At 64.3% G+C, this 23006-nt stretch carries 23 protein-coding genes; 10 read left to right on the top strand and 13 right to left on the bottom strand.

Annotated elements, in window-relative coordinates:
* Nucleotides 1-2 precede the first annotated feature (2 nt).
* Together AC07OE_RS19255 and AC07OE_RS19250 are read right to left on the bottom strand one after the other, a co-directional pair.
* Complete coding sequence (locus AC07OE_RS19255; RefSeq protein WP_495072176.1) at nt 3-602, bottom strand: prepilin-type N-terminal cleavage/methylation domain-containing protein; 600 nt, start codon at nt 600-602, stop codon at nt 3-5.
* Nucleotides 596-1081 carry a type IV pilin protein gene (locus tag AC07OE_RS19250; RefSeq protein ID WP_495072175.1) on the bottom strand — a complete coding sequence of 162 codons (486 nt, stop codon included), beginning with the start codon at nt 1079-1081 and terminating at the stop codon, nt 596-598. The genes AC07OE_RS19255 and AC07OE_RS19250 overlap by 7 nt, the downstream gene beginning before the upstream one ends.
* 177 nt (nt 1082-1258) lie before the next feature.
* Between AC07OE_RS19250 and AC07OE_RS19245 the strand changes: the two genes are divergently transcribed.
* From AC07OE_RS19245 to AC07OE_RS19235, 3 genes are read left to right on the top strand one after another with little or no spacing between them, the layout of a single operon-like run.
* A complete protein-coding gene (locus AC07OE_RS19245; RefSeq protein ID WP_495072174.1) occupies nt 1259-2764 on the top strand; it encodes an ATP-binding protein in 1506 nt (501 codons plus the stop codon).
* Complete coding sequence (locus tag AC07OE_RS19240; protein ID WP_495072173.1) at nt 2754-3458, top strand: response regulator; 705 nt, start codon at nt 2754-2756, stop codon at nt 3456-3458. Before AC07OE_RS19245 ends, AC07OE_RS19240 begins: the two co-directional genes overlap by 11 nt.
* Nucleotides 3459-3482: 24 nt before the next feature.
* On the top strand, nt 3483-4463 hold the full coding sequence (locus AC07OE_RS19235) for an AEC family transporter (RefSeq protein WP_495072172.1): 981 nt from the start codon (nt 3483-3485) through the stop codon (nt 4461-4463).
* Here the strand turns inward: AC07OE_RS19235 and AC07OE_RS19230 are convergent.
* A complete protein-coding gene (locus AC07OE_RS19230) occupies nt 4460-5215 on the bottom strand; it encodes a hypothetical protein (RefSeq protein WP_495072171.1) in 756 nt (251 codons plus the stop codon). The genes AC07OE_RS19235 and AC07OE_RS19230 overlap by 4 nt on opposite strands.
* A gap of 71 nt (nt 5216-5286) precedes the next feature.
* Between AC07OE_RS19230 and AC07OE_RS19225 the strand changes: the two genes are divergently transcribed.
* A complete protein-coding gene (locus tag AC07OE_RS19225; protein WP_495072170.1) occupies nt 5287-5619 on the top strand; it encodes a hypothetical protein in 333 nt (110 codons plus the stop codon).
* A gap of 172 nt (nt 5620-5791) precedes the next feature.
* Here AC07OE_RS19225 and priA read toward each other — a convergent pair whose 3' ends face one another.
* The 4 genes from priA to AC07OE_RS19205 form a co-directional block, all read right to left on the bottom strand.
* Nucleotides 5792-7930, bottom strand: coding sequence for a replication restart helicase PriA (gene priA, locus AC07OE_RS19220; protein ID WP_495072169.1), 2139 nt, complete (start codon nt 7928-7930; stop codon nt 5792-5794).
* A gap of 373 nt (nt 7931-8303) precedes the next feature.
* Nucleotides 8304-9431, bottom strand: a complete 1128-nt coding sequence (gene hemE, locus AC07OE_RS19215) for a uroporphyrinogen decarboxylase (protein WP_495072168.1) — start codon at nt 9429-9431, stop codon at nt 8304-8306.
* Between the two features lie 60 nt (nt 9432-9491).
* Nucleotides 9492-9911, bottom strand: a complete 420-nt coding sequence (locus AC07OE_RS19210; RefSeq protein WP_495072167.1) for a CoA-binding protein — start codon at nt 9909-9911, stop codon at nt 9492-9494.
* A 9-nt stretch (nt 9912-9920) separates the two neighbouring features.
* Nucleotides 9921-12140, bottom strand: coding sequence for a protein-disulfide reductase DsbD family protein (locus AC07OE_RS19205; RefSeq protein WP_495072166.1), 2220 nt, complete (start codon nt 12138-12140; stop codon nt 9921-9923).
* Nucleotides 12141-12296: 156 nt separating this feature from the next.
* Here AC07OE_RS19205 and AC07OE_RS19200 point away from each other — a divergent pair, with 156 nt between their 5' ends.
* A complete protein-coding gene (locus AC07OE_RS19200) occupies nt 12297-12914 on the top strand; it encodes a hypothetical protein (protein WP_495072165.1) in 618 nt (205 codons plus the stop codon).
* Nucleotides 12915-12923: 9 nt separating this feature from the next.
* Here the strand turns inward: AC07OE_RS19200 and AC07OE_RS19195 are convergent, their stop codons facing one another.
* On the bottom strand, nt 12924-13244 hold the full coding sequence (locus AC07OE_RS19195) for a DUF167 domain-containing protein (RefSeq protein WP_495072164.1): 321 nt from the start codon (nt 13242-13244) through the stop codon (nt 12924-12926).
* Between the two features lie 134 nt (nt 13245-13378).
* Here AC07OE_RS19195 and AC07OE_RS19190 point away from each other — a divergent pair, with 134 nt between their 5' ends.
* Entirely contained in the window at nt 13379-15370 is a 1992-nt protein-coding gene (locus AC07OE_RS19190; RefSeq protein ID WP_495072163.1) for an ATP-binding protein, read from the top strand.
* 14 nt (nt 15371-15384) lie between these two features.
* Nucleotides 15385-16215 carry a creatininase family protein gene (locus AC07OE_RS19185; RefSeq protein WP_495072162.1) on the top strand — a complete coding sequence of 277 codons (831 nt, stop codon included), beginning with the start codon at nt 15385-15387 and terminating at the stop codon, nt 16213-16215.
* A gap of 3 nt (nt 16216-16218) precedes the next feature.
* Here AC07OE_RS19185 and AC07OE_RS19180 read toward each other — a convergent pair whose 3' ends face one another.
* The 4 genes from AC07OE_RS19180 to AC07OE_RS19165 form a co-directional block, all read right to left on the bottom strand.
* A complete protein-coding gene (locus AC07OE_RS19180; RefSeq protein ID WP_495072161.1) occupies nt 16219-17241 on the bottom strand; it encodes a formylglycine-generating enzyme family protein in 1023 nt (340 codons plus the stop codon).
* 33 nt (nt 17242-17274) lie between these two features.
* Entirely contained in the window at nt 17275-17625 is a 351-nt protein-coding gene (locus AC07OE_RS19175; protein WP_495072160.1) for a hypothetical protein, read from the bottom strand.
* Between the two features lie 24 nt (nt 17626-17649).
* On the bottom strand, nt 17650-18837 hold the full coding sequence (locus AC07OE_RS19170) for an ammonium transporter (protein WP_495072201.1): 1188 nt from the start codon (nt 18835-18837) through the stop codon (nt 17650-17652).
* Nucleotides 18838-19183: 346 nt separating this feature from the next.
* Nucleotides 19184-19852, bottom strand: coding sequence for a histidine phosphatase family protein (locus AC07OE_RS19165; protein ID WP_495072159.1), 669 nt, complete (start codon nt 19850-19852; stop codon nt 19184-19186).
* A 148-nt stretch (nt 19853-20000) separates the two neighbouring features.
* Between AC07OE_RS19165 and AC07OE_RS19160 the strand changes: the two genes are divergently transcribed.
* From AC07OE_RS19160 to AC07OE_RS19150, 3 genes are all read left to right on the top strand, one after another.
* Complete coding sequence (locus AC07OE_RS19160; protein WP_495072158.1) at nt 20001-21107, top strand: diguanylate cyclase; 1107 nt, start codon at nt 20001-20003, stop codon at nt 21105-21107.
* Between the two features lie 85 nt (nt 21108-21192).
* Nucleotides 21193-21582, top strand: coding sequence for a DUF3224 domain-containing protein (locus tag AC07OE_RS19155; RefSeq protein ID WP_495072157.1), 390 nt, complete (start codon nt 21193-21195; stop codon nt 21580-21582).
* Nucleotides 21583-21602: 20 nt separating this feature from the next.
* The gene (locus tag AC07OE_RS19150; RefSeq protein ID WP_495072156.1) at nt 21603-22001 is read left to right on the top strand and encodes an MAPEG family protein; all 399 of its coding nucleotides are present in this window, start codon (nt 21603-21605) and stop codon (nt 21999-22001) included.
* A 10-nt stretch (nt 22002-22011) separates the two neighbouring features.
* Here AC07OE_RS19150 and AC07OE_RS19145 read toward each other — a convergent pair whose 3' ends face one another.
* Entirely contained in the window at nt 22012-22986 is a 975-nt protein-coding gene (locus AC07OE_RS19145; protein ID WP_495072155.1) for a threonine dehydratase, read from the bottom strand.
* Nucleotides 22987-23006: the final 20 nt, after the last annotated feature.

Here is a 23006-nt window from a genome sequence, read left to right as displayed (position 1 = left end):
GGTTAGCAACCGTCGGGGTTGGTGGTGCTCAGCGTTTTGCTGGGGTCGCACAGGCGCACTTGTCCGCCTATGCTGACCGTTACATTGAGGGATCGGTCGGCGCCCGTACGTGAAACGCTGTAGGTCTTGGCGGTTGCGGCACACGCAACACCCAGCACATTATTGGTTGCCGTGCTGGCCACGGCCTCCAGGTTGCCCAAGGAGCCAAAGCACGCCACGGGGTTGGTGCTGGCGATGGTGACACCGCCTTGGGTGCCATAGTTGCTCCCCTGGATGTAGTCGGTGGTCTGGGCCGTTGTGGTGGTACTGCCCAGAAGCGGCAGTGCTTGCACATACCAATTGATGCCGTTGCTGGCAGGAGCCGTACTTAGCCCAGGGGTTGCGTTGGTGACCACAAAAACGCTCAAGCGGTTGCGTCGCATGGCCTCGGCCTGCGCCGTGCGCAGGCCATTGGCAATCTCCTCAGCCACACTGCGTACTTTGGCATTGGCCATCCACTGCGCGAAGGATGGCAGGCCTGCCAGCATCAGCAGCCCCAGAATGGTTAACGTCACCATCAGCTCTATCAAAGAAAAGCCGCTGACATGCTGGTGCTTCAGCACGAGTCGCCCTTGCGCATGATCCAGCACGCGCTGGTGGCACCACCCCAGGCTGTGGACATGGTGCTGGATTTGGTGTCTGCCTGGTTGATGGAATAGGCGAATCCATTGACCACGCCCGAGCCACTTGCAGTGGCCGTGAAAGTCGTCGCCGTGAGATTGCTACAGACGGTGGAATATGGTGTTGGCTTCGTATAAGTGACTGCCACAGTGGTACACGGGGCCGTGATAGTGGTGCTGACATCCAAGTAAGTGCGGTTGTCTTGGTAGTACTGCTCCATCTTGACGCGGGTGGCGATCAGGTCATTGGTCATCGTGACCAAATGACCGCGCAGCACATAGTCTCTGTAGGCCGGCAGGGCAACGGCGGCCAGGATGCCAATAATGGCCACCGTGATCATCAGTTCAATCAAGGTGAAGCCCTGTGCTGCCTCGCGGGGCGTGGCTGCGCATCTTGCGCGCGACTGCATATATTCAGGCACTCTATTCTCCAAACGACTCTATCGACCAAATTTGCCTGCCAATGTGGGAGGCTTTTAGGAGATTTGCACCGGTTGTCGGTGTGGTTTGCCCGTTTGTCGCCAGATCGGGGGGCATAAGCTGCTTTACTATTCCGTGCTATGGCGCTATCTGGGGTTACACATTCCCCCTCTCAAACTTTGGCAAGACACCTGACGTTTCAGCGCAAGGTGTTGCTGGCGCTGGTCGCGCTCACGCTCAGTTTGCTGGCAATATTTATTGGGCTGTCTCGTTGGGGGCTGCAGCGCAGCCTGGGGGACTACGTTGCGGAGGTTGAGCTGTCGCGGATGGACTGGTTTGTGCAGAAGCTGGAACAGGCCTATGTGGAACGCGGGAGCTGGATGTTCGTCGTGGAGGATGAGCAGGCGTGGTTTCGGTTTCAGTTCCCGGGCCGGTCCGGGGCCGAATTAGCCTTTCGCCGCCCTCCCCCTCCCGACGGGGACTGGCGTCCCCCACCCGACGGTGGCTCTGGTCCGATGGGGGCTCCGCCACGACCAGCAGGCATGGGGCCGCCGGACTCGGTGTACCAACGTATGGCGCTTCTCGGTGCCGACGGTAGTTCCCACATCGCGGGCAGCTTGCAAGCCGTTTCTGCGGCGGCCCGACGGCCCTTGCGCTACCAGGGTCAGCTGATTGGGTACCTGGCGATTGCACCCATGCACAGCATGGCAACGGATGCCGGGCGCGCCTTTCTGGCAGGGCAGTCATTCTTCATCGTGACCACAGGGTGTGTGGGTGGGCTGTTGGCGCTGTCGCTGTCTTGGTGGTTGTCCGGGCGCTGGCTCCGCCCGATCCGTGAGCTCATCCAGGGGGCCGATGCGGTGGCCCATGGACAACTGGATACGGTTGTGCCGGTGCGCGGGCACGACGAGCTCGCACACCTCTGCGAGACCTTCAACGGTATGACTGGGCAACTGCATGAGACGCAGGCCAACCACCGCCGCTGGCTGGCTGATGTGGCACATGAGTTGCGCACCCCACTCGCCGCCATGCGTGCTGAAATTGAGGCCACCCAGGATGGTGTGCGGGCATATACGCCCGCAACGGCCGAGCGGCTCCATCGGCAAGTGGTGCGCCTGGGGCAACTGGTCGAAGACTTGCGCGCCAGCATGGGACAGCGTGATGGCCCGATACGGTTCGCGCCCGGGGTCAACCCACTGGCAGTGCTGCTGGAGGCGGTGGGCTTTGTGGCCGAGCGCTTCCAGCGCGCGGGAATGCAGGTAGCCACGGGTGAGGTGCCTTCGCTGGCGAAGCAACCCTTGGTGAGAATGGTCGCAGACGCCGCGCAGTTGCAGCAGGTATTTATCAACCTGCTGGAAAACGCGTTGCAGTACACCCGACAGCCCGGCGTGCTGCAGATCAGCGCCACCCTGCTGGAGCAGGGGCGGATCCTGATCCGGCTGGATGATTCCGCGCCCGCGCCCGCGGCGGCGGACATACCCCACCTGTTTGAGCGTCTCTACCGCGGCAACACCTCGCGTGGCCGCAGCACGGGAGGCTCCGGCCTGGGGCTGGCCATCTGCCAAACCATTGTCCAGGCCCATGGCGGCAGCATGGCGGCCGATTTTTCTCCTCTGGGCGGATTGCGTGTCGAGTTGGTGTTGCCCCTGCAGCAGGGAATTCGGGAGATGGGCGATGCTAGTTAACGTGCCACAACAGACGGTATTGGTGGTGGAGGATGAGGCCGACATCGCCTCCGTTGTGCTGGACTATCTGCGGTTTAACGGCTACGCGGCCGAACACGTGACGGATGGCTTGGCCGCCATCGAACACATTACCCGGTCCCCGCCCGATTTGCTGTTGCTCGACGTCATGCTGCCCGGCTGCGACGGGTTTGCCGTGCTCCAGGCGATACGGCGCTTCACCCCATTGCCGACCATCATGCTGACCGCCCGGGTGGAAGAGATTGACCGCCTGCTGGGACTGGACTGCGGTGCGGATGACTACATCTGCAAGCCCTTCTCTCCCCGAGAAGTCGTTTCCCGTGTACGTGCCGTGCTGCGGCGCACAGCGGGCGTGCCTGAGGCGGCGGCGATAGCGCCAACACTGTTTTTGGACTGCGACCGTCGTCGGGCCAGCCTGCATGGTCGGCCCCTGCAATTGACGAGCAAGGAGTTTGAGATCCTGAAGACCTTGTACTCCAGCCCTGGCCGGGTGTATTCCCGCACACAGCTGCTGGAGTTAGCCTACGCTGGCGAACTGGATGCCAACGAGCGCGCCGTGGATAGCCACGTGAAGAACTTGCGCCGCAAGTTTGCCCTGATCGATTCACAACACGAATGGTTCCGCTCCGTCTACGGGGTGGGTTTTTCGTTGGAAGACCCTCTTGCACCCATTTAAAAGAGCGCAGACTGAACCCTGAACATGCTGCAAATCCTCACCGTCACCTTTCCATTCTTCGCCCTGGTGCTATGTGGCTTTGTCGCCGCGCGCCGCGGCATGCTGCCACTGGCGGCCATTCCCGGGCTCAATGGCTTTGTGCTGTTCTTTGCGCTGCCCTGCATGCTCTACCGTTTTGGCGCCAGCACGCCCATCGCCCAGCTGCTGGACCCCAACGTGGCGTTGACCTACCTGCTGTGTGCACTGGTCATGGTGGCGTTTGTGGTGGCGGTCACGCTGCATGGCCGCATTGGCTGGAATGACGCGGCCTTTGGCGCGCTGGTGGGCGCCTTCCCCAATACCGGCTTCATGGGTGTGCCCCTGCTGGTGGCGCTTTTGGGTGCCAAGGCGGCAGGCCCGGCCATCGTGAGCATCCTGGTCGACATGGTGTTCACTTCGTCGCTGTGCATTGCGCTTTCGCGCCTGGGCGAGAACGCGGCCACGGGCGGCGTGTCCGCTGCGCAGGCCGCCAAAAATGCCCTCAAGGGCGTGGCTGCCAACCCCATGCCCTGGTCGATTCTTCTGGGCGCGCTGGTGTCGGCCTTGCAGATTGAATTTCCGCAGCCCGTGGTGGCCACCGTGGGGCTGCTGGCCGATGCCGCATCGCCCGTGGCCCTGTTCACCATTGGCGCGGTCTTGGCCCGTTCGCAGATTCTGGCCAAGGAAGACAAGTCGCACCATGTGCACTGGCAGGAATATGTGCCCGTGGCGCTGATCAAGCTGTTTTTGCACCCGCTGCTGGTGCTGCTGGTGGGCGTGTCGGCCGTCAGCCTGGGGGTGCCCATCGACAAATTCGCACTCACCGTGCTGGTGCTGCTGGCCGCATTGCCTAGCGCCAGCAATGTGTCGCTCTTGGCCGAGCGCTTTGGCGCCGACAACGGGCGCATCGCCCGCATCATCCTGGTCTCCACCGCCGCCGCATTCTTCACCTTCTCGGGTGCGGTGGCGCTGATGGTGGGGATCTAGCCCGCCTTTACCTGCGCATAGGCGGCGTTGAGCCGGCGTATCAGGGGCTGGTTCATGCTGCGCGTGTGGCGGCTCCAGCGGTCCATGGTTTGCTGCAGCTCGGGTTGCAGCCGTGCCGCCAGTGCGTGGTCGCCGCTGGCGCAGGCCCAAATCGCATATTCAGCGCGACTCTCAAAGCTGCCAAAGCGGGCGACGGCCGATTCGAATTCCCCCTGCGCCTCGGCGCGCTGGCCCGCTGCTGCGTAGGCCTGGGCCAGCAGCAGGCTGACCTGCTCGGCCCGGAAACCCGCGTCGGCCTGGCGGATGAACTGCAGGTGGGTGATGGCGTCCGTGGCGCGCTGGCACGCCAGGTAGGCGCTGGCGGCGCCCAGGCGAATCTCCAGGTCCGTGGCAAAGGGGCCTTTGAGGCAGGCTTCGTAGTTCTGCGCGGCTTCTTCGGGCTGATCGCCAGCCAGCAGCGCTGCCGCCAGCCGCATCTGGTTTTGCGCCGTGGGCGTGTAGTCAAAGGCCGCGCGCGCTTCGCGCAGTTCCTTGGTGGGGTCCAGGGTTTTGGCGGCCGCTGCCACCACCTGGCGCGCCCCGCGCTCCAGCCGCGAATTGGGCAGGTAGATCACCAGAAAGTAGACGATGCTGCCCAAGAGCGGAAACGAGAACAGCACGAACAGCCAGTACAGCTGCTGGCCGCTGCGCACCACGTGGACCGCAAAGAACAGGGCAATCAGGATGTGCAGACCCAGGCCGGCAAATGGCATTTTTCTTCCTCGTTGTGTCAGTTCAAACCGCAATTTCGCTGGGGCCATAGCGTACTGTGCAAAATGGGAGCATGGAAACACTCCTGAATTTTGTTGCCCACGTGCTGCGTCGCGTGTTCAAGTTGGTGCTGGTGGTGTGGGTCAGCCTGTTGGCGCTCAGTGTGCTGATGGTGGTGCTGGCCACCGTGGCCTTGAGCGTGTTGTGGTCGCTGCTGCGCGGCCGCAAACCGGCCCTCTTTACTACCTACACGCGCTTTCGCCAAGCCTCGCAGCAGTTCCGCGCGGGCGGTTGGGCACGCCAGGGCGGCTTTGCGCAGCCCTCTGCGCAGGACGTGGTGGATGTGCAGGCCAATGAGGTGCGGTCCGAGGTGTTGCCGTTGCCTGGGGCTTCTGACAAGACTTGAGTTCTTTGGGCTCGCGTGCCTGCGGGTTGGCGCGGCCGGCAGCGTGGCCCGCGTTCTCCGGTTCACCGGCCCCGCCCACCCGGTGGTGTGAGACGCGGCATCAACCATCAAGTCACTACAAAAACAGTAGCTGCTCGCGCATATTCCACGAGGGCTAGAGCCCTAAAAGGCATCAAATAGCCATTGGATCCACATCAATCGCCCAGCGGATCAGCCCCTTGCATTCGGGCTGTGCGCGGGTGGCGTGCAGCACGCTTTGCCAGCCGTTCAGAAACTGCTGCAGCGCCGCACGTGACGGGCTCTCAATCAACATCTGGGCGCGTTCCACATTGGCGATGCGCTGGATGGTCATGGGCACGGCGGGGTACAGCGTGAGCTGGTCCAGCACGGGGGGCCAGCCTTCCCACTGCGGCATCTCGGTTTGCGCGAACGTGCGGGCGGCGTTCAGAAAAGCCTGGGCTGCTTCCTGCGTCTTGGCGTCGGCGCGCACCAGGGCCTGGGCGCTGAAGGGGGGCATGCCGGCCTGCTCGCGTTCCTGCAGTTGCTGCGCGGCGAAGGCCGGGTAGTCGTGGCGTTTCAGCGCCGCATACAGCGGGTGCGCGGGCTGGAAGGTTTGTATCCACACCTCGCTCTGCGCGCCCAGCGCGGCGTCGCGGCCGGCGCGGCCGGCGGCCTGCATGAGCAGACTGAACAGGCGTTCGGGGGCGCGGAAGTCACTGCTGAACAGCGCGCTGTCGGGGTTCACCGCCGCCACCAGCGTGATGCGGCGGAAGTCGTGGCCCTTGGCAATCATCTGGGTGCCCACCAGCACATCCACATCGCCCGCGTGCACGGCGGCCAGTTGCTCTTCCAGCGCGCCCTTGAGGCGGGTGGAGTCGGCGTCGATGCGCGCGATGCGCAGGTGCTCACCGTCGGGGTTTTCGGGCGTGGCCGAGCCCGGCCGCCGCACATCCACCAGTAGCGTGGCCAGGTGTTCTTCCAGTTGTTCGGTACCGCGGCCTATGGGTGCGATGTCCACATTGCCGCAGTCCGGGCAGGCGCGCGGCACGCGCTCGGTGAAGCCGCAGTGGTGGCAGCGCAGCGTGCGGTCGATCTTGTGGAACACGCGGAAGGCGCTGCAGTGCGGGCATTCGCTCTTCCAGCCGCAGTCGTCGCAGGCCAGCACGGGCGCGTAGCCGCGGCGGTTCAAAAACACCATGCACTGTTCGCCGCGTGCCACGCGCTCCTTGATGGCGTCCACCAGCTGGGTGGAGAACACGGCCTTGCGCGGCTGGTGGTTCATGTCCACCCGGCGCACCAGCGGCAGGCGCGATGCTTCGCCCACGCGGCTGGGCATGTGCAGCCGCAGGTAGCGCCCGCCTTCCTCAGACGGGCGGCTGTGGTGCCAGCTTTCCAGAGACGGCGTGGCCGAGCCGAGGATGACCTTGGCACCTTCGAGCTTGCCGCGGTAGACGGCCAGGTCGCGCGCGGAGTAGCGGGCGCCCTCGCTGCTCTTGTAGCTGGGGTCGTGTTCTTCGTCCACCACGATGAGGCGCAGCTTGGGCAGGCTGGCAAACACCGCCATGCGCGTGCCCAGCACAATGCGCGCCGCGCCGCCATGCGCGGCCAGCCAGCTCTTCAGTCGCTGCGGGTTGGTCATGCCGCTGTGCAAGCTGACCACGGCGTGTTCGCCATACAGCGGGGCAAAGCGGGCCTTGAAGCGTTCCTCCAACTGTGGCGTGAGGTTGATCTCGGGCACCATGATGAGCGCTTGGGCATCCGGGTCGGTGGCCAGCAGCTTGTGCACGCAGTGCAGGTAGACCTCGGTCTTGCCGCTACCGGTGGCGCCAAACAACAGGAAGGGGCCGTTGTGCGCGTCGATTTGGCCCACCACGGTGGCCTGCTCCGGCGTCAGGGCAGGCGCGGCCAACACGGCGCCGCTGGCACCTGCGGCCGGCTTTTTGCGCTTGAGGCGGCGCGCCATCTGCTCGGGGCTCAGCTCGCGCAGTTGGGGGGGCAAGGCGGCCAGCGCCACCTCGCCCACCGAGCGCTGGTAGTAACTGGCGGCAAATGTAAGCAGTTGTTGCCACTGCGCCGTCAGCGGGGCGATGCCTTCCAGCGCGCCAGCGATGCTGCGGACCTTGGCCGGATCGAACTCGCCTGTGGCTTCCGCCTCCCCACCATCCCACACCACACCCAGGGTTTCGCGGTTGCCCAGGGGCACGCGCACCAGCGTTCCGGCAGGTAGTGCCTGCTCACTTTGGTAGGTCAGCACCGGGCCCAAAGCGGCGTGCGCAGGGGTGTTCACCAGCACCGGCAACCAGCAGCTCATGGGGCTTGCACCGGGCCCGAAAAGGCATTTGTGGGATGAAACGGCACTTGGGGTAATTTATTGATGTGAACTGGCGAAATAAAGGCTAAGTGCTTGATTTGAAAGAACTTTACAGGCCGTTCACGTTTTCTGTGGATAACTTTGTTGATATGTCCGTCCTGCGCGTTCCGAAGCCTTGTAAATCAAGGGTTTGCTTGCGCTGCCCAGAAAAAAAGCAAACTTTTAATCCCTTATGAATCAAGCACTTACGAGCGCTATGGCTTTTATAGCGGTGCTCCCCCGAGCGGGGGAAGGGATAACCCTAGCACCCCCATTTTTGTGCATAAGTAAGTTTCTTTGCGTTTGGTTTGGTGCATGAATCGTGGTAATGAAATTACGCACGCAAGCGCTTGGAATGGCTGTGCACCGCATCCACCAGTGCTGCCACATGCTCGGGCGGCGTGTACTGGCTGATGCCGTGTCCCAGGTTGAAGATGTGCGTGGGACCGGTGCCTGCGCCCTGGAATGGCGTACCAAAGCTGTCCAGTACCTTGGCCGCTTCCAGTTCGATAGCAGCGGGTGGCGCAAACAAGACGTTGGGGTCGATATTGCCCTGCAGTGCCTTGCCCGGTCCGTTCTCCACGCCGCCCACCAGCGCGCGCGCGGTGCCTAAGTTCACGGTCCAGTCCAGGCCCAGCACGTCGCAGTCCAGCGCCTTCATGTCCTGCAGCCACAGGCCGCCGCCCTTGGTGAACACGATGCGCGGCACCACCTTGCCGTCGGCCCCATGGCGCTTGAGCTGCGACAGTACGCGTGCGGTGTAGGCCAGGCTGAAGCTCTGGAAGGCACCGTCGGCCAACACACCGCCCCAGCTGTCAAAGATCATCACGGCCTGGGCACCCGCATCAATCTGCGCGTTCAGGTAGGCCGCCACCGAATCGGCGTTGATCGCCAGCATCTTGTGCATCAGGTCGGGGCGGCTGTAGAGCATGGTCTTGACCAAGCGGTAGTCGTCACTGCCTTGGCCTTCCACCATGTAGCAGGCCAGCGTCCAGGGGCTGCCGCTGAAACCAATCAGCGGCACACGGCCCTTGCCGTCCTGCGTGAGCGCGCTGCGGATGCTGCTGACGGCGTCAAACACGTACTGCAGCTTGGCCATGTCGGGCACTTCCAGCTTGGCCACCGCGGCCTCGTCGCGCACGGGGAAGGCAAAGCGCGGGCCTTCGCCCTGGGCAAACGACAGACCCAGGCCCATGGCATCGGGCACGGTCAGGATGTCGGAGAACAGGATGGCGGCGTCCAGCGGGTAGCGGTCCAGCGGCTGCAGGGTCACCTCGGTGGCGTAGTCGCGGTTGGTGGCCAGGCCCATGAAGCTGCCGGCCTTGGCGCGCGTGGCCACGTACTCGGGCAGGTAGCGCCCAGCCTGGCGCATCAGCCACACGGGGGTGTGGGGTGTGGCCTGGCGCATGCAGGCTTGCAAAAACGTGGGGTTGTGCAGGGTGTCGAAGGTGGTGTCGGTCATAGACCGATTGTCGCAGGCCAAGGCCACCCCGGCCTTGCGTTGGCGCAAGGCCTGCTGCGCTCAGGTGTGGCGCGCGTGCTCCACCTTCAGGCACTTGTTCTGCACCACCAGCAGGCCGGCGGCGCGCGCCTTGGCCGCGGCCACCTCGTGCGCAATGCCCAGCTGCAGCCAGATGGCAGGCGCGCCAATGGCAATCGCCTCGTCCACCACGGGCGGCACATCCTCGCTGTTGCGGAACACGTCCACGAGGTCGATGGATTCGTGTCGCGCCGCCTCGGTCAGCGTGGGGTAGGCTTTCTCGCCCAGGATCTCGCTGGCATTGGGGTTGATGGGCACGATGCGCCAGCCGTGCGCCTGCATGTAGCGGGCCACCCCAAAACTGTCGCGGTGGGGCTTGGGGGACAGGCCCACCACGGCCACGGTCAGGGGCTTGCTGACGAGTTGGGCAATGGTCTGGGCTTCGGTCAGGGGGGTAGTCATGGCGGTGGTTCACAGGGTGGCAATGGCGCTGCGCAATTCGCCGGGCGTCAAAATTTCGGACAGCACCACGGGTGCCCTACCGGGCGCGTACAGCACATACACCGGCACACCGCTGCGGCCCAGCGCCTGCAGCGCCTGGGTGATGGCGGGGTCGCGCCGGGTCCAGTCGGCGCGCAGCAACGTGACCTGTTTGGCCGCCAGGTCGGCCTGCACCTCGGCGTTGGCCAGCGTGGTCTTCTTGTTCACCTGGCAGGTGATGCACCACGCCGCGGTGAAATCCACAAACACCGGCTTGCCCTGTTCCAGCGCCACCTGCACGCTGCCAGGCGCCCAGGCCTGCCAGCCGCCTTGGGCGGGGGCGGCTGTGGCGGCTGCTTCGGCATCCGATTTCAAGGCATATTGGCCAGTAGCTCCCGCAAACACTGCGCAGGCAGCTATGGAAATAGTAGCAAGCAGCGTGCGGCTGCGACCCTGCAGGCCCAGCGACCAGACCAACATGCAAAGCCCCAGGATCAGCAGCAGCAGGCTGCCGGCACCGTCCACCCCGCTCAAATGCCCCAGCACCCACACCAGCCACACCACGGTGGCTGCCATGGGAAAGGCCATGAAGTGGCGCAGCGTGTCCATCCACGCGCCGGGCCGTGGCAGCCAGCGGCCCACGGCAGGCACCCAACTGGCCAGCAGGTAGGGCAGCGCCAAGCCCAGGCCCAACGCCGCGAAAATGGCCAGCGCCTGTGCGCCCGGCAGGGTGATGGCGTAGCCCAGCGACGCACCCATGAATGGCGCCGTGCAGGGTGAGGCCACCGCCACCGCCAGCACGCCGGACAAGAAGGCCTCCGCCACCGGGTGGCGCAGTTGCAACGTGGCCAGGCGCTGCGGCAGCACGCTGCCCACATTCAGCCAGCCTGCCAGGTTCAGCGCGATGAGTGTGAACAGCAGCGCCAACGCCACGATCACGCCGGGCGACTGCAGCTGGAAGCCCCAGCCCAGCTGCTCGCCGCCGGCGCGCAGCGCCAGCAGCAGGCCGCCCAGCGCCAGAAACGACAACACCACGCCCGCTGCATAGGCCAGGCCCTGGGCCTTTTGGGCGGCGCGCGATTGGCCGGTCTGCGTGGCAAAGCCCAGCACCTTGATGGCCAGCACGGGAAACACGCAGGGCATGAGGTTCAGGATCAGCCCGCCCAGCAGCGCGGTGACCAGCACCCACAGCAGGCTGCCGGGCACAGTATTCGCCGCCGGTACCTGGGCGTTCGCATCCAGCGCGGCCTGCAGCGCAGGCGATACCTGGGCCGGGACGTCGGTCTTGGGCCAGGTGCCGGTCACGGGCACCTCGGCACGCAGCCGCGCATCGCCCTGCACCAGCACCCAGGCCACGGTGGTGGGGCTGGTGGAGCGCTGGGGCGAGAGCGGCACCGATGCGGTCCACACGCCATCCTGCCAGCCTTGTTCGCCGGCGCGGCTGGCGGTCTTGCCGGCCACGCCGTCGCCGGATGCTGGCAGGGCGGGTGTGTTCAGCAGCTCGGTGGTTTCTGGGAAGGCCTGCACGGCCTTGCCGCGCCAGGTAGCGGGTAGGCCGCTGACTTGCAGCGCCATGGTTTGGGCGTTCACCTGCGCGGTTACCTTGCCGGCAAAGGCCTGGGGGGCTGCGGCCCAGGCCTTGGCGAAGTCGGCCGCCTGGCCTGCGGTGGAGCTGCGCAGCGGCAGGCGCAGCGCAAACTGGCCCTCCTGCGGAATGCATTCCTGCCGGCACACCAGCCAGCTGGCCGAGAGGCGCACGTCCAGGTCCTGCGCCAGCGCACCGGGGCGGAAGTCGGGGCCCAGCGTGACGGGCACGGGCAACAGCACCGTGCCCTCGTAGCCCAGGTTGGCCAGGCTACCGATGGCGATTTTTTGTGGGGTGGGCCAGGCAATATCTCCCGCCGTGGCGCCAGTGGGCAAGGTCCATTGCAGCTGCGTGGGCAGGCCGGAGTCGCCAGGGTTCTTCCAGTAGGTGTGCCAGTGCGGCTGGTGCTGCAGCTGCAGGCCCAGCCACACCGTCTTGCCGGGGCCCACGCCGTCGGGCGCGTGCGCCACCAGCTCGGCACGCACCTGCTCTGTCTGCACGATGCTGTTGGCAGATTGTGTGCCAATTTGGGCGCTAGCCCCCGCCACCATTGCGCTGGCCGCTATCAAAACAGAAGCAAATCGGAGCGCCCAGTGGCGACGTGAGAAGGAGGCGCGAGAGGTCATGGCTGTGTGGGAGCGGCGGGGCGGACTAAAGTTCCGGGCAGCCCATTGTGCTGGGGGCTGTGCAGCGTTATAACAGCCCCCTCGGCCCCCGGCTGGGCCGTGTGCGTGACCCCAACCCACCCACAGGAGACTTTGCTATGACCCCCCCTTCGTGCAATGCGCTTTGCGGCCCTCGTGTTGGCTGCTGCCCCTCTGGCCTCCCAGGCCGATGACGCCGGTACGGTGTACACCCAGCTGGGCATCAACGGGCTGGGCTTGGGCTACGCGGCCTCGGTGACGCCCGACTGGGCGGTGCGCGGCCAGGTCAACTGGCTGCCCAAGCAAAGTTATACGGGCAATGTGGGCGACTTCGGATCTGGCGCCAACCTGACCGTGGACCTGACCTGGAGCTCCTTCCAGCTGGTGGGAGACTGGTACCCCGGGGACGGTGGCTTTCGCCTTTCCGGCGGGCTGGTCTTCAACGACAACAAAATCACCGTGGCCGGTACCGGCAGCGTGAACGGCACCAACGGCACGGTGAATGGCGAGATCAAGCTCAGCGAAGACGTGGCGCCCTATCTGGGGCTGGGCTACTCCATTCGTCCACGTGCCGCCAAAGGCTGGGGTTTCAACATGGATGCAGGCGTGATGTTCCAGAACCCCAAGGCCAGCCTCACTGCCACCGGGGGGCCCAGTGCATCGGACATTGCCGCCCAGCGCGCCAAGATGCAGGACGCGATCGACCAGCTCAAGGTCATGCCCGTGATTGCGCTTGGGGTGAGCTACTCGTTCTAGGTCGGCAGGCTAAGGGGCCTGCGTGAACACCGCAGGCAGTTTTTTGGGCGCGCGGATGCGCAGTTGCTTGTGAATGCTCTCGCGCCCGAACACCACGGTGATGTCTGCCACCGCCACACCGAACAGCGGTGCCAGATAACGCACCATGTGGTCTGTGGCCCGCCCGTTCTGCGGAGCCGCCGTCACACTGACCTTGAGCTGGGTGCCCATGGGCTTGCCGATGGCGTCTTTGCTGGCCGCGGGCTTGCCCAGAATGTTGACGACCAGCGTGTCGCCGTCCCATGTAAAGAAGGATTCGCCGGTGGCATTGCGGGGGCGTGGGGAGGACATAGCGGCATCATAGGGCGCACCAGCGGTATGCCTTTTGCTTGACCATACCCAAGCCGCCCAACGATACTTTGCGCACAGCGGTGTGGTATTGCATTTTAGGGGGCATCAGGTTGGTCCAAACAAAAGGCTTTGCGGTGAAGTTCCCCAGTCTGTCCTTGCGCCAGACGCTGATGCTTGGGGCCGCACTGGGGATCCTGTTGCCGGCCTTGTTCCTGGCCTACTTTCAGGTCACCAGCAAACTTGAAACCGAGGTCAAGCTGCGGGTGGAGGCGCCCATGCGCCAGTACGCCGAAGTGCTCTCGCGCGGCATGGCCGTGGCGGTGTGGAACCTGGACCGCGGCGTGGCCAGCGAGCTGGTGGACGCCGTGATGCGCAACCCCGATGTGGTCAGTGTCACCGTGACCGACGAATTCCGCGACGTGTTTGTACGCAAGCACAGTGACGCTGTGCCCACCGTGCCCACGCTGACCGACCAACGCGACATTTCCTACAACGGCGCGCGCGTCGGCCGCCTCACGGTGGAAATGAGCCCCGAGCGCATTGAGCGCGAAATGCGCCAGGACCTGATGCGCTTCATGCTGGCCCTGCTGGTGCAGATGGCGCTGGCGTTCCTTTTTATCTGGCCGCTGTTCAATAGTCGCGTGCTCAAACCGTTGCTGCAGCTGCGCGAAGACGCCTCGCGCCTGGCCCGCGGCGAGCTGGACCAGCCACTGGCCTGGCAGCGCCAGGACGAAATGGGCGAGCTGGCCCATGCGCTGGATACTATGCGTACCGACCTAGCGGCGCTGATGTCGGAGCGCGCGCAGAAGACCGTGGCCCTGCAGACCGAGCTGGCCGAGCGCAAGCGCACCGAAGAGGCCTTGCGCGTTAGCCAAACCAAGTTCGCGGCCATTTTCGATGCCTCTCCCATTGCCATGTCAGTTTCCTTGGTGGATCCTGATGTGCTCACCGTGGATGTGAACTCCGCCTGGGTGCGCGTGTTCGGGCTGGACCGCAGCCAAGTGGTGGGGTCCAACGGTGCGCACACCGGTATCTGGCGTGACGCGGATGCGCGCCGCGACGCGCTGCGCATTCTGCAGGCGACCGGAGAGCTGGTGGGTTTCAAGTCGTGGATGCAGCGCGGGCAGTCCCGCGAGCCCATCCTGTGCGAGCTGTCCGGCCGCGTGGTGCAACTGGGCAGCGACCGGGTGCTCATCATGGCGTTCGACGACATCACCGCCAAACACCGCTACGAAGAAAACATCCTGCAGCTCAATGCCACACTGGAGCACCGGGTGGAAGAGCGCACGCAGGAGCTGTCGGCGACGCTGACCCAACTGACCGTGGCCCAGGCCGAACTGGTGCGGGCCGAAAAAATGTCAGCCCTGGGTTCGCTGGTGGCGGGCATTGCGCACGAACTCAACACCCCCATCGGCAACAGCCTGACCGTGGCCAGCACGCTGCAGGACCATGCCAATGCCTTTTCCAACAGCATGGCCCAGGGTCTTACGCGCAGCCGCCTGGAAGAGTTTGTGGGCAACACCCGCCAGGGTGCCGGCATCCTCATGCGCGGCCTGCAGCACGCGGCCGAGCTGGTCTCCAGTTTCAAGCAGGTGGCGGTGGACCAAACCAGCCTGAACCGCCGCACCTTTGACCTGCACGCCACGGTGAACGAAATCCTGCTCACCCTGGGCCCCACGATCCGCAAGTCCAACCACCGCGTGCTCTGCGATATCGCACCCGACATCGTCATGGACAGCTACCCCGGCCCGCTGGGCCAGGTCATCACCAACCTGATCAACAACGCCTTGCTGCACGCGTTCGACGGCGTGGACCAAGGCTGTGTGCAGGTGGCCGCAAGCCTTACGCCCGATGGCTCGGTGCGCCTGCAGGTCAGCGACAACGGGTTGGGCATTCCAGCGGCACACCTGCCGCGTGTGTTCGACCCCTTCTTCACCACCAAATTGGGCCAGGGCGGCAGCGGCCTGGGTCTGAATATTGTGTACAACCTGGTCACGCGTTCGCTGGGCGGTACGGTGCATGTGGCCAGCAACCCCGGTGAGGGTGCTACTTTCAGTCTGGTGCTGCCGCGCCATGCGCCAGTGCTGGCGTTGGACCATGTGGAACCCGAGGCGCTGGCCACCTAGCCTAAGATAGGCGCATGCAAAACCCTTCCCGTTTTTGGGCCGACTGGAGCACGCGCGATTTCGCACGGCAGCGCGCTGATGGCCAACTGGGCGCCACCATAGCGGTGCTGCCCGTGGCCGCCACTGAGCAACACGGCCCGCACCTGCCGCTGCGCGTGGACACGGCGCTGGTAGACGGCGTCGTGGCGGCCACCGTACCGCATATTCCCGCCGATGTGCCCGCCTTGTTTCTGCCCACCCAGGCTGTGGGCTTCAGCCCCGAACACGCAAGTTTTCCAGGCACGTTGACGCTCAAGGCCGAGACCGTGATACGCCTGTGGACCGAGCTCGGCGAGAGTGTGGCCGCTACGGGGGTGAAGAAGCTGGTGCTGCTTAACTCCCACGGCGGTCAGGTCGGCTTGCTCGATGTGGTGGCGCGTGACCTGCGCGCTCGGCTGGGTATGTTGGTGTACAGCGTGAACTGGTTTGGCCTTCCGCTCATGGGGCCTGCGGGCGAGGACGTGAATGCGTTGTTCAGCGCCCACGAACACCGCTTTGGCATCCATGCGGGCGAGATCGAAACCTCGATGATGCTGGCGCTGGCGCCCGGTCAGGTGGCGATGGCGCAGGCGCAGAACTTTGCATCGACCTCTGAAGACCGCGCAAAGAAATTTGCCATTCTGGGCAACGGCAAAAGCGCCAAGCTGGGCTGGCAAATCCAGGACTACAACGCCGCCGGTGCCGTGGGCAATGCCGCGGCCGCCACGGCCGATAAGGGCCGCGCCGTGCTGGACGCCGCGGGCCGCGCACTGGCGCAAACGCTGGCCGAGATTCACCAGTTGCCGGCTGACACGCTGCGCAACTAGGGGTTACTTCGGCGCGTCCATCACCAGCCGCATACCCACCAGGGTATAGCGCGTCTGGGGTGAGTTCCAGTTGCGGTAGCTGGACCGTGCATACAGCGCCCAGGTGTGCCAGGAGCCGCCGCGGCGCACATACACCTGGCCCTCGCTGGGGCCCTGCGGATCGTTGGTGGGGGAGTGGGCGTAATAGTCTTCGCCATACCAGTCATTGGTCCACTCCCAGGCATTGCCATGCATGTCGTACAGGCCAAAGGCATTGGGCTTGAAGCTGGCGACGGGGGCGGTGAAGGCAAAGCCATCATCGCCCGCCAGCGCGTTGGCCGCAAATCTAGGCCAATAGGGTTTGGCGCTGGCATCAAAGGTGTTGGCCACCTTCAGCAGCGACAGCGGATCGTCGCCGCTGTGGTAACGCGTACGGGTGCCTGCACGTGCCGCGTATTCCCACTCGGCCTCGGTGGGTAGGCGGTAGTGGCGTCCCTCTTTTTTGCTCAGCCACTGGGCCAGCGCCTGCGCGTCGTTCCAGGTGATGTTGACCACGGGATGGCGGTCGTCCTGCGCAAAGCCGGGGTTGCGCCAGCTGTAGCGTGGGTCGCGGCCTTCAAAGGCATCGCCCCGGGCACTCTTGCTGGGGTCGTAGTCGGGGTTGTAGCCATAGCCACCGGTGCCGTCAGCCTCCGACTCGGGCACGTAGTCCGATACCTGCAGGAAACGCCGAAACTGTCCGACGGTCACTTCCGTCTGCCCCATGTAGAACGCGTGGGTGATGCGCACCTTGTGCACCGGCCCCTCGTCCTTCAGCGCCTCCAGCCGCTCGCGCTCCGCCAGCGGGTAAGCCTTCTGCAAACTGGCGACGGACTCGTCGCTGCCCATGCGAAAGCCGCCTGCAGGAATGCGTACCAGCGTCATGCCCAGGCTGTTAGTGAGCTTGTGGGGCTGTGAGGGCCTTGTGGCGGCTTGTGAGACGCCGACCAGCAGTAGCAGCGCCAGTGCGGGAAAAACGGTGGTGCGGTAGGTGTGCATCCGCTGCATTGTGCGCGGACTTTGGGGTGGCCCGTTAACGACCTAGCGAATGCCGCGGACGTAGCGGTGTGCTTCGCTCTCGGTGGCGCCAAACAGCGAGTCCGATGCGCCGGGCAGGGGCGCGGGCTTGGTGTTGCCACCAATCACCCCAAACAACCGGTCGCGGCTGGGGCGCGGTGGTTGCGCGGGCACCATGGCCAATTCCAGCTTGGCCGCCCATTCGGCCAGGTCGGTGTGGCCGTCTTCCTCGGCACTGGCGCGCGCAAAGCGCACGATCTCTGCGGCGTACTCGGTGTTGCTGGCCATCCATTCGGTGTCAGTCACGCGGCCGGTCTTGCGCCGCAACAGCACGTGCAAATGGGCGGCAATCGCCAGCTTTTCACTGTTCAACATGCAACACTCCTTTGAGTTTCACCGTCAGGTCCCCATGTGCTCCCGGTGCTGGGAGACATCCAGGCCCACGAGTTCAGAGTTGTCGTCCACCCGCAAGCCCACAATCACTTTGGTCACCCACAGCAGCGCCCAGCTCATGAGGCCGCTGTACGCCAGCACTGCCAGCACGCCAATGGCCTGCGTAGCCACGCTGCCGCTCACGCCGGAAATGGTCTTGCTGGCGAAGTAGCCCGTCATCAGCGAGCCCACAATGCCGCCGATGCCGTGCACGCCAAACACGTCCAGCGAATCGTCGGCATTGAGCATGCGTTTGAGCCCCGTGGCACCCCAGTAACAGGCCAAGCCCGCCACCAGGCCAAACAGCACGGCGTCGCGCGGTGTTACAAAACCCGCTGCAGGGGTGATGGCCACCAGCCCGGCCACCAGGCCCGAGCACAGGCCCAGCAGGGAAGGACGTCCGCGCATGATCCACTCGCCCAGCATCCAAGAGATGGCGCCGGCCGAGGCCGCAATGTGCGTAACCGCCATGGCCAGACCCGCGCGTCCGTCCGACGCCACCGCCGAGCCGGCGTTGAAACCAAACCAGCCCACCCACAGCAGGCCGGCGCCAGCCATGGTCAGGCCCAGGTTGAAGGGCTCGAACGGTTCTTTGCCATAGCCCTTGCGCGCACCCAGCATGTAGGCACACACGAGGCCCGAGATGCCCGCATTGATGTGCACCACCGAGCCACCGGCAAAGTCCAGTACGCCCAATTGCACCAGCCAGCCGCCTGGCTCCCACACCCAGTGGGCAATCGGCGCATAGACCACGATGGACCATAGGCCAATGAACCACAGCATGGCCGAGAAGCGCATGCGCTCCACAAACGCGCCCACAATCAGTGCCGCCGTGATGATGGCAAAGGTGAGCTGGAACATGGCGTAGACCGACTCGGGCACATTGGGCGCCACGTGGCTCACGGCCACCTGGCCAGCTTCTTTCAGGTAGTTGAGACCACTGAACCAGACCCGGTCCGTGCTGCCCAGCCAACTGCTGCCCGGCGTGAAGGCCAGGGAGTACCCCAGGGCAAACCACAACAGGCTGACCATGGCGGCGATGGCCACCACACTGGCCATGGCGTTGATCACACTCTTCTTGCGCACCATGCCGCCGTAAAACAGGGCGATGCCGGGCAGCGTCATCAGCAGCACCAGGGCCGTGCTGGTCATCATCCAGGCCGTGTCGGCACCGTTGATGCTGTCTTGCGCCACCAAGCCGGGTTTGCTGGGGGGAGGCGGGGGCGTTGGCGTGGCAGGTGCAGGGGCCACCACAGGCGCTGCGGGAGCATCCGAGACGGCAGCCATCACTGCGGCCGGTGGCGCATCCGAAGCCGCACCTGCGGGGGCTGCGGCTTGGGCGTAACTGGACGCACTCCATGCCAAAACACACATCCCCAGCAAGGGGGCGAGCCACTTCGTTCCGAATCGGTGCATTGTTTTCCTCTGCAAGGTCCAACAGAGGCTTCAAAGCACAAGGCGTGCCAGTCGATGCCAGGGCTGCAAGCCCCGCAGGCCAGACTCAGGAGTAGGTCACCCAGTCCGCGTACTGCGCGTCGTCCAAGTGCGGCAGGGTGTTGTAGGTCACCAGCATGTGGCGCTTGGGTGTGTAGGCAAATTCGGTCACCGAGGCATTGCGGATGCGCAGGTTCAGCTCAATGGTGGTCTCGGGCGTGGTGCCCAGCACATGGCCCATAGCGGTGGAGATGGGGCCACCGCTACTGACAATCAGCACATTACCCGTGTGGTGCTGGCGTACATGGTCCAGCGCACTGGTCACGCCCCGCACAAAGTCATCGTAGTGGGGCATGCCGTGGGGGCTGACCACGCCATTCATCCACTGCGTGAGGCCGTCGCGCAGCAGGCGAAAGTGGTGGCGGTACATCTCGGGTGTGTCGGCCTTGGGCAGCGGCGCCGGATGAATCGCCTGCACCACGGCCGCACTGTCGTATTCGTTCAGGCCGGGCCACTCCAATGCTTCGTGGGTATAGCCCGCCCCTTTGGCAATACCGGCCCAGGTCTGCGCGTGGCGGCGCAGTGTGCCAACGATCACTGCTTCAAACTGCAACCCTTTGCCCGCAAAGTACTCCCCCAGCCGCGCGCTCTGTCGGTGGCCAAGTTCGCTCAGGTTGTCATAGTCGGCAGCACCGAAGGATGCCTGGCCGTGGCGTACCAGATAGAGATTTCCCATGCCCGGAATTTAAGCCGGATCCGCTGCAAGCCCCTGTAATTGCGGCGACAGGCTCTGAGAGTTCCTTAGCAGTGCATGCGGCCCGTGCCGCCCGGGCAGCAGCAAAGCGTTAGACTTTCTCCAGAACACCCTTGAGAGCATTTTGACCATGGGCCAACGAATTCACCGGGCTTTGAACTATTTGCTCGGCGAGCAAAAACCAATGCGCATTCGCACCAGCCAATTCTTGCTGGCGGCGATGTTGATGTTGGCATGCATCGGTGTGCTCTATTTCATGCGCATGGTCGGCATCAAGGGCATGGGCGACGTGGATACCTGGGCCCTCGTCTGCAGCGCAGGTTTGGTGGTGTTCTACGTCCTGATTCGCAGCGGTTTTTCTCTGCGCGTGGCGGATCCCTCTCTGGCGTTTTATCAAATGCTTTTCGCCATCGCCTGCAATGCCGCCGCCTTCATCGTTGCTGGGCATGGCCTTGGGGTGACGCTGCCCATACTTTCCGTGGTGCTGATGTTCGGCATGTTCGGTCTATCCATGCGCCAGGTGATGCTGGTCGCGGTCTATGCCCTGGTCATGTTTGGTGCGGCGGCTGCGTACACGCGACGCTACGTGTCCACTGATGAGCCTCCCGAGCTTTTCCTGGCGTATTTCTTCATTCTTTTCATCGTGTTGTCGGCCACCACGTTTTTGACCTGGCGCCTGCAGCAAATGAGTGCGCATATGCGCAAACAGAAAAACCAGTTGGTCGAAGCCCTTGACCAAATACAACTGATTGCCACGCGGGACGAGCTCACCGGCCTGGTCAACCGCCGGTTTATGTTGGAAAAAATGCGGGAGGAGGTGCAGCGTGCACAGCGGTCGGGCTCACCGCTGTTGGTGGCCATGCTGGACATCGATCACTTCAAGCGGATCAATGACAAATACGGGCACCAAATGGGAGACCGCGCCTTGCAGGTGTTCTCCACTGTCGTACAAAACAACCTTCGCGCCAACGACACGCTTGCCCGCTGGGGTGGGGAGGAGTTCGTGGCCTTGCTGACCGGCACTGATATTTCGGTTGGCCAAGTCTGCCTGGAACGCGTTCTCGCCAAAGTGGCGGAGATCGAGGTGCCCGTCGGGGATGACCGCGTCAAAATGACGGTCTCCATAGGTGTGACCCCCTACGGCAACGGAGAAGCCATTGAAAAAACCCTGCAGCGGGCTGACGCCGCGCTCTACGACGCAAAAGCCCGTGGCCGCAATCAGATCGTGTGTTCCTGAGGACCAGTCCCTTCCGGGCTAGGCTCTCAGCCAGAACTGATGTCCAGAGATTCACTACTTCCGTTATGCCTATTGAGAGTTCCCCATGAAAGTCAAAAGCACCTTTGAAGTCACCATGCAGGGCGAGCCGCCGTACGACACGGTGGAGGGCGTCACGCTGTCGCGCGCCAGCTTTTCCAAAACCTTCACGGGCCCCTTGAGCGCCATCAGCACCGTGCACATGTTGGCGGCCCGCACGGCAAATCCCACATCAGCCAGCTATGTGGCGCTGGAGCGCATCGTGGGCACGCTGGAGGGGCGCAGCGGCAGCTTTGCGCTGGTCCACCTGGGGCTGATGGCCGCGAGCGAGCGTTCGCTGAAAGTACAGATCGTGCCGGACTCGGGAACGGGTGAATTGGCTGGTATCTCGGGGCAGATGGATATCCAGATCGTGGAGGGCAAGCACTTCTACGAGTTGGACTACGAATTCAAATAAGTTCCGTTGATAAGGCGCTGATGTCGAACACTTTGATCCTCCCCATGGCCGCGCACGTAGCCCTCGCGGCCCTCCTCTATGCCCTGCTCACCGCCGCCCGTGCGCCCGCCGTGTGGGGCTTGGGCCGCCGCGCGGATGGCAGCAATCCGTGGGCGGACATGGAGCCGCGCATCAGCGCGAACCTGTCCAACCAGTTTGAGTGGCCGCTGTTCTTCCATGTGGCGTGTCTGCTTCTGCTGCAAACGCAGCCAGGCACTGTGGCGGCGGGGCTGGCGTGGATATTTGTTGCGGGCCGCGTCTTGCACAGCGCGGTGCAGATCCTGACGCGCAACGTACGGTTGCGCGGCGTGGTGTTCACCATCAACTTTCTGGCGGTGCTGGGGTTATGGCTTTTGGTGGTGCTGGCCCCCGCCAGATAAGCGCAAGCTGCTACTGATTTTGTAGCACGTCGGCAAACACCGCCGAATCCACATTCCCGCCGCACAGCGTAATCCCCACGGTCTGGCCGTGCAGGGTGTCGCGTTCCTGCATGGCCGCCGCAAAGCTGGCGGCACCTGCGCCTTCGGCCACGTTGTGGGTACAGGCAAAGATATCTCGCATGGCTTGGGCCACTTCCGCATCGGTCACCTGCACGATGTGGTCGATCTCGCCCAGCAGGATGTTCAGCGCCTCGGGGTCGGCCACGCGGCAGGCCATGCCGTCGGCCAACCGGGTGGTGACCGGTGCCTCGACAACCTTGCCTGCCTTCAACGAATCCGCATAGGTCGTGGCGTGGGCACTGACCACACCGACGATGCGGGTCTTGTGACCAAGTGCCCGTTTGGCGGCCACGGCGCTACTGGCGCCGCTGCCTTGGCCGATGGGCACGTAGATGACGTCAATGTCCGGTGCGGCCTTGAGCAGTTCCCACCAGTAGGTGGCCACACCGCGCAGCAGGTCGGGGTGGAAGCTGGGCACCATGTGGGCGCCGCGCTCTTTGGCCAGGCCCATGGCGAACTCGCGGCTTTCCTGAAAGTCCGCGCCGTGTTCGATGAGTGTGACGCCCAGCGCGCGCATGGCGGCGTTCTTTTCCACGGAGTTGCCATGCGGGACCACGATGGTGCAGGGCACGCCGTGGGCGCGCGCCGCCCAGCCAATGCTTTGGCCGTGGTTGCCGCGCGTGGCGCTGATGACCTCAAACGGCAGCGCGCCGCGCCGGGCCAGCTGGTCAAAGTAGGTCAGGCCGCCACGGATCTTGAAAGCGCCCACGGGTGTGTGGTTCTCGTGCTTGACCCAGCAGGTGGCGCCCAGCAAGTTGGTGAGCTGACCCCAGCGGTATTGCGGCGTTGGGCCGAACTCGCGGTAGACCACCTGGGCGGCAGTTTCGATGTCGTGCAGGGTGGGGAGCAAGGCGATGGCGGACATAGGGGTTCCAGACAGGCAAA

The sequence above is a fragment of the Rhodoferax sp. GW821-FHT09E07 genome (genome assembly GCF_059416145.1).
The sequence above is the reverse complement of the archived record's forward strand: the minus strand, read 5'-3'. Positions and strand labels throughout refer to the sequence as shown.

Coding starts and splice junctions, on each gene's coding strand:
- AC07OE_RS19240 (WP_495072173.1), top strand. CDS start 2,754: ATGCTAGTTAACGTGCCACAACAGACGGTATTGGTGGTGGAGGATGAG.
- AC07OE_RS19235 (WP_495072172.1), top strand. CDS start 3,483: ATGCTGCAAATCCTCACCGTCACCTTTCCATTCTTCGCCCTGGTGCTA.
- AC07OE_RS19230 (WP_495072171.1), bottom strand. CDS start 5,215: ATGCCATTTGCCGGCCTGGGTCTGCACATCCTGATTGCCCTGTTCTTT.
- AC07OE_RS19225 (WP_495072170.1), top strand. CDS start 5,287: ATGGAAACACTCCTGAATTTTGTTGCCCACGTGCTGCGTCGCGTGTTC.
- priA (WP_495072169.1), bottom strand. CDS start 7,930: ATGAGCTGCTGGTTGCCGGTGCTGGTGAACACCCCTGCGCACGCCGCT.
- hemE (WP_495072168.1), bottom strand. CDS start 9,431: ATGACCGACACCACCTTCGACACCCTGCACAACCCCACGTTTTTGCAA.
- AC07OE_RS19210 (WP_495072167.1), bottom strand. CDS start 9,911: ATGACTACCCCCCTGACCGAAGCCCAGACCATTGCCCAACTCGTCAGC.
- AC07OE_RS19205 (WP_495072166.1), bottom strand. CDS start 12,140: ATGACCTCTCGCGCCTCCTTCTCACGTCGCCACTGGGCGCTCCGATTT.
- AC07OE_RS19200 (WP_495072165.1), top strand. CDS start 12,297: ATGCGCTTTGCGGCCCTCGTGTTGGCTGCTGCCCCTCTGGCCTCCCAG.
- AC07OE_RS19195 (WP_495072164.1), bottom strand. CDS start 13,244: ATGTCCTCCCCACGCCCCCGCAATGCCACCGGCGAATCCTTCTTTACA.
- AC07OE_RS19185 (WP_495072162.1), top strand. CDS start 15,385: ATGCAAAACCCTTCCCGTTTTTGGGCCGACTGGAGCACGCGCGATTTC.
- AC07OE_RS19180 (WP_495072161.1), bottom strand. CDS start 17,241: ATGCAGCGGATGCACACCTACCGCACCACCGTTTTTCCCGCACTGGCG.
- AC07OE_RS19175 (WP_495072160.1), bottom strand. CDS start 17,625: ATGTTGAACAGTGAAAAGCTGGCGATTGCCGCCCATTTGCACGTGCTG.
- AC07OE_RS19170 (WP_495072201.1), bottom strand. CDS start 18,837: ATGATGACCAGCACGGCCCTGGTGCTGCTGATGACGCTGCCCGGCATC.
- AC07OE_RS19165 (WP_495072159.1), bottom strand. CDS start 19,852: ATGGGAAATCTCTATCTGGTACGCCACGGCCAGGCATCCTTCGGTGCT.
- AC07OE_RS19160 (WP_495072158.1), top strand. CDS start 20,001: ATGGGCCAACGAATTCACCGGGCTTTGAACTATTTGCTCGGCGAGCAA.
- AC07OE_RS19155 (WP_495072157.1), top strand. CDS start 21,193: ATGAAAGTCAAAAGCACCTTTGAAGTCACCATGCAGGGCGAGCCGCCG.
- AC07OE_RS19150 (WP_495072156.1), top strand. CDS start 21,603: ATGTCGAACACTTTGATCCTCCCCATGGCCGCGCACGTAGCCCTCGCG.
- AC07OE_RS19145 (WP_495072155.1), bottom strand. CDS start 22,986: ATGTCCGCCATCGCCTTGCTCCCCACCCTGCACGACATCGAAACTGCC.